This window comes from Kordia aestuariivivens (assembly GCF_014397005.1).
Taxonomy (GTDB): domain Bacteria; phylum Bacteroidota; class Bacteroidia; order Flavobacteriales; family Flavobacteriaceae; genus Kordia; species Kordia aestuariivivens.
The window spans coordinates 1-1,523 of record NZ_JACGWS010000036.1; the positions used below are offsets into that span (position 1 = coordinate 1).

Genomic DNA, 1,523 nt, shown 5'->3' on the forward strand with positions numbered 1-1,523 from the left:
GGAGTTCTACTTGCATCATATTGCAAGCCTAATTCTTCAACAAGGGTATCAAAAGGATATTGCTGATGTGCAAAGTCTGACAGCACATTGTGCTTTACTTTTTCGTAGAGCTCATTAAAACTAGCCTCTGGATCTAAACGTGTGCGCATCGCTAAGTTGTTCACATAGAAGCCTATTTGATTTTCTAAATCTGGATGGTTTCTTCCGGCTACCGGACTTCCGATGATGATGTCTTTACTGGCTGTGTAACGATATAAGGTGGTGTTTAAGAGCGAGAGGACTAGCATAAATAAACTACCATCGGTATCGGATACATACGTGTTCATTTGTTGCAGCAGTCCTGCATCGATGTAGGTATGTAAATACTTTCCGTTGCTGCTTTTAAATTTTGGTCGTAGTTTTTGATTGGGTAAATCGATCAGTGGTAATTCGCCTGATAAACGATCTAACCAATAGTCTTTGGCAGTATCAAACTCAGTGTTGCCAGCAAGTTCTGCCTGTTGCCAAACTGCGTAATCTTTGTATTGTATACGTAAGGGTGCTTCTGTTGGAGTTTCGCCTGAGGCAAAGGACTTGTAATACCCAAAAATATCTCGCGATAAGAGTTCCATTGACCAACCATCACTGATAATATGATGCATGGCACTGTAAAATATATACGTGTGTTCTGAGATCCGAAGTAAACTAACCCGTAATAATGGTCCAGTACTTAAATCAAATACTTTGTAGTTTAACGAAGCGATATATGCATCGGCAGCAGCTTGCGGGTTTTCTTCGTTTCTATAATCTTTGTGATCAACAGTAAATTCTAATGCTTCTCTACTTAATATAACTTGTCCAAGATTGCCTTGCGCATCTTCTTTGAATATTGTGCGCAATGATTCATGGCGATCAACCGTATAGTGAATTGCTTTTTCAAACGATTTTATATCATAACTACGATCTAAAACTACACTGCTAAACATGTTATAGGCAACAGAGTTCGATTCTAGTTGACTCGCATACCAAAGACGCAGTTGTGAGTTGGACAGTGGATAACTTTCCGCTATTGCTACCTTTGGTATTGGGTTGTAATCTGTTTGTACTGTATTACTGAGTAGCAATACATGATCCTCTAGGATTGAATGTTCAAATAAATCTTGTACACTGATGCGAACACCAAATTGTTTGTGGTATTCATTTAGAAGTTTAATTGCAGAGATACTATTTCCGCCAAGTAAAAAGTAATCGTCTTTGACTCCTACTTTTTCTTGTGATAATACGCTTTGCCAGATAGTAACAATGGCAGTTTCTCTTTCGTTTCTTGGGGCTACATATCCATGTCCTGAGGTAGCATGTGCTGTGATTGAGATTTCTGGGAAGCCTTCACGGTCTAGTTTTCCATTGGCTGTCAGTGGAAAACGATCCATCGAGTGATAGTAGCTCGGTAGCATATAACTTGGCAGTCGCTCTTGAAGATAACTGCGCAAGTCGGTTTCTATGTTTTCGCTGTCGCTGATATAGTATAAAACCAACGATTTTCC

General features: G+C 39.5%; 1 protein-coding gene. It reads right to left on the reverse strand.

All coding sequences use genetic code 11. The features are described from left to right. Window positions 1–1,523, reverse strand: a 1,523-nt coding sequence (locus H2O64_RS23900; RefSeq protein WP_235983025.1) for a condensation domain-containing protein, incomplete at both ends; no start/stop codon positions are given.